General features: G+C 67.0%; 5 protein-coding genes. 3 read left to right on the top strand and 2 right to left on the bottom strand.

Annotated features, from left to right (window positions below):
• Positions 1–214: 214 nt before the first annotated feature.
• Positions 215–2059, top strand: coding sequence for an alkaline phosphatase family protein (locus tag IP86_RS26550; RefSeq protein WP_054165452.1), 1845 nt, complete (start codon positions 215–217; stop codon positions 2057–2059).
• Between the two features lie 184 nt (positions 2060–2243).
• Here IP86_RS26550 and IP86_RS26545 read toward each other — a convergent pair whose 3' ends face one another.
• A complete protein-coding gene (locus tag IP86_RS26545) occupies positions 2244–2819 on the bottom strand; it encodes a hypothetical protein (protein ID WP_054165453.1) in 576 nt (191 codons plus the stop codon).
• Positions 2820–3209: 390 nt separating this feature from the next.
• Positions 3210–3608 (bottom strand): DUF2177 family protein, encoded by a 399-nt coding sequence (locus IP86_RS26540; RefSeq protein ID WP_054165451.1) that lies wholly within the window; start codon positions 3606–3608, stop codon positions 3210–3212.
• Between the two features lie 109 nt (positions 3609–3717).
• Here IP86_RS26540 and IP86_RS26535 point away from each other — a divergent pair, with 109 nt between their 5' ends.
• Positions 3718–5181: a cryptochrome/photolyase family protein gene (locus tag IP86_RS26535; protein WP_054165450.1), complete on the top strand. Its 1464-nt coding sequence runs from the start codon at positions 3718–3720 to the stop codon at positions 5179–5181.
• Positions 5182–5280: 99 nt separating this feature from the next.
• Positions 5281–5643 (top strand): hypothetical protein, encoded by a 363-nt coding sequence (locus IP86_RS26530; protein WP_054165449.1) that lies wholly within the window; start codon positions 5281–5283, stop codon positions 5641–5643.
• Positions 5644–6474: the final 831 nt, after the last annotated feature.

Raw genomic sequence — 6474 nt, 5'->3', positions numbered from 1 at the left:
CTTGATGACCCGGCAGGCGATCTCGCCACGGTTGGCGATCAGGATGCGTTTGAACATGTTCTTGTTGCTTGCGACCTTGGGGTGGTTCTGCCCTCCCGGCCGGGACGGCAATCGGCATTGCGCGTGTGCTTGTAACAATTCTGTCGCCGAGGAAAACTAGTTAATGCGAAGGGGTGCGTCGCCGGCCCCCCGTTTTCCAGCTCGAGGGATATCCATGCGTCGCATTTTCACCCCACTCGTCGCGGGCCTCGTCCTCCTGTCGACCGCCTCCGCTTTCGCCCAGAACGGCCAGCCCCGCAACCTGATTCTGTTCATTCCCGACGGCCTGCGCGCATTGACCGTGACACGGGAAACCGCGCCCACCATGGCGGCGCTGCGCGACCAGGGGGTCAATTTTCGGAATCCGCATTCGCTGTTTCCGACCTTCACCATGGCCAACAGCTCGGCGATGGCCACCGGCCACTATCTCGGCGACACCGGCACCTTCTCCAACACGATCTACACCGGCTACCCCTCGGTCCCGGCCGGCAACACCGTGGTTCCGTTTATCGAGAACGACGACGTGCTGGGCGACATCGACAATCATTTCGACGGCAATTACCTCAACGAGGAGACGCTGCTGAAGCTGGCCCGCGACAAGGGCCTCTCGACCGCGGCGATCGGCAAGGTCGGCCCGACCCTGCTGTTCGATCACACCGACCGCGCCGACAAGCCCGGCCTGCATTCGGTGGTGTTCGACGACTCCACCGGCACGCCGAAGGGCGTCCCGCTGTCCGACGAGATCAAGGCGGCGCTGGAAAAGGCGGGGCTGCCGACCGCCACCCCGTCCCGCGGCGACAACGCCAAGGCCGGCGACGCCAAGACGCCCGGCACGGTGGTGGCCAATATTCCGCAGCAGGCCTATTTCGCCGACGTCGCCACCAAGGTGGTGCTGCCGCTGTTCAAAGAGCGCGGCAAGCCGTTCGTGCTGGTGTTCTGGTCGCGCGATCCGGACGGCAGCCAGCACAATCACGGCGACAGCCTCAACCAGATCGTCCCGGGCATCAACGGCCCGACCTCGATGGCCGGAATCCGCAACGCCGACAACAACCTCGCCCAGCTTCGCAAGGCGCTGGATGAACTCGGGCTCGCCGCCTCGACCAACATCATCGTCTCCGCCGACCACGGCTTCTCGACGATCTCCAAGGAGAGCAAGACCAGCCCGTCCGCCAAGCAGAGCTATGCCGACACCCCCGCCGGCTTCCTGCCGATGGGCTTCGTCGCGATCGATCTCGCCAAGGCGCTCGATTTGCCGCTGTCCGACCCGAACGACGGCAACAAGCCGGTCGGCGATGGCGCCCATCCCAAGGCCGGCAATGGCGTGCTCGGCAAGGATCCGACCAAGCCGGACGTGGTGGTCGCCACCAATGGCGGCTCGGACCTGATCTATCTGCCGACCAAGGACAAGAAGCTGGCGGCGCGGACCATCAAGGCGCTGCTCGAACAGGACTATGTCAGCGGGCTGTTCGTCGACGATGCGCTCGGCAGCTTCCCGGGCGCCCTGCCGATGTCGGCGCTCAACCTGAAGGGCCAGGCGCGGACGCCAACGCCGGCGATCGTGGTCAACTTCCGCTCCTACGCCTCGGGTTGCGCGGAGCCGACCACCTGCTCGGTGCAGGTCGCCGACACCGTGCTGCGACAGGGCCAGGGCATGCACGGCTCGTTCAGCCGCGGCGACACCATGAACTTCATGGCGGCGACCGGCCCGAGCTTCAGAGCCGGCTTCGTCGATCCCCTGCCCGTCAGCAACGCCGATGTCGGCTTCACCGCCGCGCATCTGCTCGGCCTGACGCCGTCCAACAAGGGCAGCCTGGTCGGCCGGGTGATGACCGAAGCGATGCCGGGCGGCGCGACGCCCAAGGCGACGTCCAGCGTGATCCGCTCCAAGCCGGCAAACGGCCTGCGCACCGTGCTGGCCTTCCAGCGCGTCGGCGATCAGCGCTATTTCGACACCGCCGGCTTCCCCGGCCGCACGCTGGGCCTTGAGGACGCCGACAAAAAGAAAACGGCGGGGAAGTAATCCCCGCCGTTTTCTGCGCATGTCTAAAGCACTGTCTGTAGTGCTAGCCGTCATTGCGAGCGAAGCGAAGCAATCCAGGAGCGCCGTGCACGGAGCTGGATTGCTTCGTCGCTACGCTCCTCGCAATGACGGTGCTCCAGTCGACGTCCTTCGAGGCGGGACGAGCCCGGCCATGACGGAGGACTTACATCCCCAGATCGAACACGTTCGGCAGCTGGATCAGCGGCAGCGTGGCGACGCCGACCAGGGTGGCGACCATCCGCATCAGCGTGCGGTTGTTCGGGCGGGCGCTGCCGCGCATCTGGCGGGCGATCCACTCCAGCACTTCGGTGTTGACCCCGACCGCCTTGGTGGGCGCCCAGGACTCGATCTCGGTATGCTGCGCCAGCGCGATGCTGCGCGACGGCACCGGCAGACCCGAGGCCGCGGCGGCATGATGCACCACCGCCTTGGCGAACAGGTCGTCGAACCGGCCATCGTCCTTGCGCTCGGCGGCGGCGGCGTTGATCTCGAACAGCGCCTCGCATTCGGCGCGGCTGATCGGCTGATGGTCGACCGCGGCGGCGGTCAGAATACGGATGCACCAGGCGGCGTCCGCCGCGTCGAGCGTCCGTGAGAAATGGACCCTGCCGCGCGTCGTCGGGCCCTCGCCGGTGATCACACCGTCGCGCACGACACCGAGCGCCTGCGCGGCGCTGTAGCGGTCGGAAATCCGGTGGGGTTCGATGCCGATCTCGTCGGCCAGGGCAGCGGCAGTCATGGTTCCTTGCTCTTCATGTTGGTTGTCGACCAGCATTTCCACGCCGGCGTAAACGCTTGGTTAAGCTTTCGTCGTCGCTTGCGAGTTCCCTGCCCGACGCTGCGGAGTTATCGACAGCGTTGCGGACAAGTCGCAGTGACCGCGGTCACCGACGATGAGATCGCAAGCCGCTCCGGCGGCGTTGCGGCGCAGCGAAGGCTTTCTCGGGGCAGTTTGCTTACCAGAATGTCGCAGTGAGACGGCGTCAGGTTCAGCCGCGCGAATGCCATCCGGTGCCTCAACACCGACATGAACAAGACGGCCGCATGCTACGGCCGCACGCGAAGCTGCGGCCGTAGCGCCTTGGCTCGTCAGTCTGTTTGGAAGCTCGCGGCTTGGAAGCTCGGCCGTTCAGCGCGGCGACAGCCAGTCGGCCAACAGCAGGCCGAGCGCGCCGGACACCGCGGTCACGAACATGCCCCACGAGATGTCGACCGCGACCACCGGCCAGGTCCAGTGCTTCAGCAGCGCCAGCGAAGTCAGCTCGAAGGTCGAGTAGCAGAACAGTCCGAACAGCGCCCCGAACAATAACGAGGATTGCCACGTTGCCGTGGCTGAGCCATTGACGAATACCAGGATGCCGACGACGTAAAGCAAATAGAACATCACCGCCGGCAGCATCCGCACCGGACCGAGCATGTCGCCGACCTGGGCGTTGAAGAAACTCTTCGCAATCGTTCCAAGGAAAAGGAAATCCAGCGGGATCAGGACCAGAAACGTCGCCAGATAAAGAACCCCATACCGCTTCACGTCAGCCTCCCGCAAACTGCCCCATCATCTTCAATACGCTTCACTTCTGCTTCGGTTTCAACCCTGCAACCGAACCCGCCGCCCGATTTCCCCGTCCGATGGATTGCTCATGGCCAACGCCGCGTCCCGCCCCGTCATCGTCTGGTTTCGCGACGACCTTCGGCTGTCCGATCATCCGGCGCTGCATGAAGCTGCGGCCACCGGCGCTCCGCTGATCTGCGTCTACGTGTTCGACGAGCACAGCGCGCAGCTGCGGCCGCCGCAAGCCCGGCCGCTGGGCGCGGCGTCACGGTGGTGGCTGGCGCAGTCGCTGCGCGCCCTCGCCGCGTCGCTGCAGGCGCGGGGCGGATCGCTGATCCTGCGCCGCGGTCCGGCCGCCGACGTCGTCTCCGAGCTGGCGCGGCAGCGCGACGCCGCCGCGGTGCATTGGAACGAGATCGAGATCGCGCCGCATCGCGCGGTCGCCGACGATCTGGCCGAGGCGCTCAGCGTCGCCGGCATCGCGTATCACCGCCACGCAGGCGACCTGCTGGCCGCGCCGGACACGATCCGCACCAAGGAAGGCCGCGGCCTGCGGGTGTTCACGCCGTTCTGGCGGCGCGTGCTCAGCCTCGGCGATCCGCCGCAGTCGCTGCCGGCGCCGAGCGGGCTACGTGCCCTGCCCGACGTGCCGAGCGACGACCTCGCGTCCTGGCAGCTCGAGCCGACCGCGCCGGACTGGGCGGGCGGCCTGCGCGACACCTGGACGGTTGGCGAAGACGCCGCGCGCGACAAACTCCGCAGCTTCCTCGCAGCCCAGCCCGGCTACGCGACCGAGCGCGACCGGCCGGATCGCGCCGCCACCTCGCGGCTGTCGCCGCATCTGCGGTTCGGCGAAATCAGTCCGCGGCAGGTGTGGTTCGCGGCCCGCTTCGCCGCGGCGGAGCGGCCGGCGATCGCCGCCGACGTCGACAAATTCCTCAGCGAGCTCGGCTGGCGCGAGTTCTGTCGTCACCTGCTCGCCGATCATCCCGATCTCGCCGCGCGCAATCTGCAGCCGGCGTTCGACGACTTTCCGTGGACCAGCGACGACGCGGCGCTGCAGGCCTGGCAGCGCGGCCGCACCGGCTATCCGATCGTCGACGCCGGGATGCGCGAGCTGTGGCACTCGGGCGTGATGCACAACCGCGTCCGCATGGTGGTCGCGTCGTTTTTGGTGAAGCACCTGCTGATCGACTGGCGGCTCGGCGAAGCCTGGTTCTGGGACACGCTGGTCGACGCCGACCCCGGCAGCAATCCCGCCAACTGGCAGTGGGTGGCCGGCTGCGGCGCCGACGCGGCGCCGTATTTCCGGGTGTTCAATCCGGTGCTGCAGGGCGAAAAGTTCGACCCCGAGGGCGACTATGTGCGGCGCTGGGTGCCCGAGCTGGCCGCGATGCCGAGCAAATTCATCCACCAGCCGTGGAGCGCGACGCCGGTGGAGCTCGCCGCGGCCGGCGTCACGCTCGGCGGCAACTACCCGGCGCCGATGGTCGACCACAAGGCCGGCCGCGCGCGGGCCCTTGCGGCCTACGCCGAACTGCGTCAACGTTGAACAACTTCGGTTAGTATCGCTACTAACAGACGCGAATCGGCTATCGTCGATTCCGTCTGGACTTCTGCAAACCCTGCTCCGAAACCCTTGGGGGACGACATGGACGACGACAAGCCGCTGATCGATCAGGTGACCGACGCCATCAGCACCGCCGCCGACGAAGCCACGAAGGTGGTCAAGAAGGCCCGCAAGGCCGCGAGCAAGGCGGCCAAGAAGGTCGCCAAGAAAGTGACCGCCAAGAAGGCGAAGAAGGCCCCGGCCAAGAAGGCCGGCAAGAAGGCCGCGAAGAAATCCGCCAAGAAGGCGCCGAAGAAGGCTGCGAAGAAGACCGCAGCGAAGACCGCCAAAAAGGCGGGCAAGAAGGCCAAGACCGCCAAGACCGCCAAGACCGCGGCCAAGAAGTCTTCCAAGAAGACCGCCAAGAAGGCAGGTAAGAAGGCCGGCAAGAAGGCCAAGAAGTAACCGCGCCGCGCCTCGCCGGCTCACCGCGCCCGCCAGCAAAAGCCTCCGGACACCGCTCCGGAGGCTTTTTGCTGGGCCCCGTCGCGAGCGCCCTCCCCAACACCGCAACGCGTCCTCAGCCTCCCGTGTCCCGCACGCGGTGCAGCGCGCAGCGATGCTCCGCGGATGCGGGACCCCCGGTGTCTTGTTTGGGAAGCAGCCAGTGTCGCGAGCCCCGAACCGGGGTCCCGGCTCTGCGCAGCGGCACTACGTGCCGCAGCGCGTCCGGGATACGAACCTGAACCGCGAGACACGAACCTGAACCGCGAGAGCCAGGACACGGGCAAAGTCACCCGCCCGTCTCCCGCACGCGGCGCAGCGCGCAGCGCTGCTCCGCAGATGCGGGACCCCGGTTTCTTGTTCGGGAAGCAGCCAGTTTTGTGGGGGCTCGAACCGGGGTCCCGGCTCTGCGCAGCAGCACTACGTGCCGCAGCGCGTCCGGGACACGAACCTGAACCGCGAGAGCCGGACACGGGCAAAGTCACCCGCCCGTCTCCCGCACGCGGCGCAGCGCGCAGCGCTGCTCCGCAGATGCGGGACCCCGGTTTCTTGTTTGAACGCCCAGTGCCGCGGCGCCCGAACCGGGGTCCCGGCTCTGCGCAGCGGCACTACGTGCCGCAGCGCGTCCGGGACACGAGACACCGAGATGCCCCGTACGTAGGATGGGTTGAGCGCAGCGAAACCCATCACGCCGACCGCCCCTTGACAAAATTCCTATTGTGATTATAATCCGCCGCGTCCTGTCCGTGAGGGGCGCTTCGCGAGGCGTCGTCAAGCGGGACAGATCGGCGG

This window comes from Rhodopseudomonas sp. AAP120 (genome assembly GCF_001295845.1).
Classification (GTDB): Bacteria; Pseudomonadota; Alphaproteobacteria; order Rhizobiales; family Xanthobacteraceae; genus Rhodopseudomonas.
This window is presented reverse-complemented; position numbering and strand designations above follow the sequence as displayed.

What these genes read in the sequence shown, in the direction of transcription:
- IP86_RS26535 (WP_054165450.1), top strand. Translation starts at nt 3,718, where the DNA reads ATGGCCAACGCCGCGTCCCGCCCCGTCATCGTCTGGTTTCGCGACGAC.
- IP86_RS26545 (WP_054165453.1), bottom strand. Translation starts at nt 2,819, where the DNA reads ATGACTGCCGCTGCCCTGGCCGACGAGATCGGCATCGAACCCCACCGG.
- IP86_RS26530 (WP_054165449.1), top strand. Translation starts at nt 5,281, where the DNA reads ATGGACGACGACAAGCCGCTGATCGATCAGGTGACCGACGCCATCAGC.
- IP86_RS26550 (WP_054165452.1), top strand. Translation starts at nt 215, where the DNA reads ATGCGTCGCATTTTCACCCCACTCGTCGCGGGCCTCGTCCTCCTGTCG.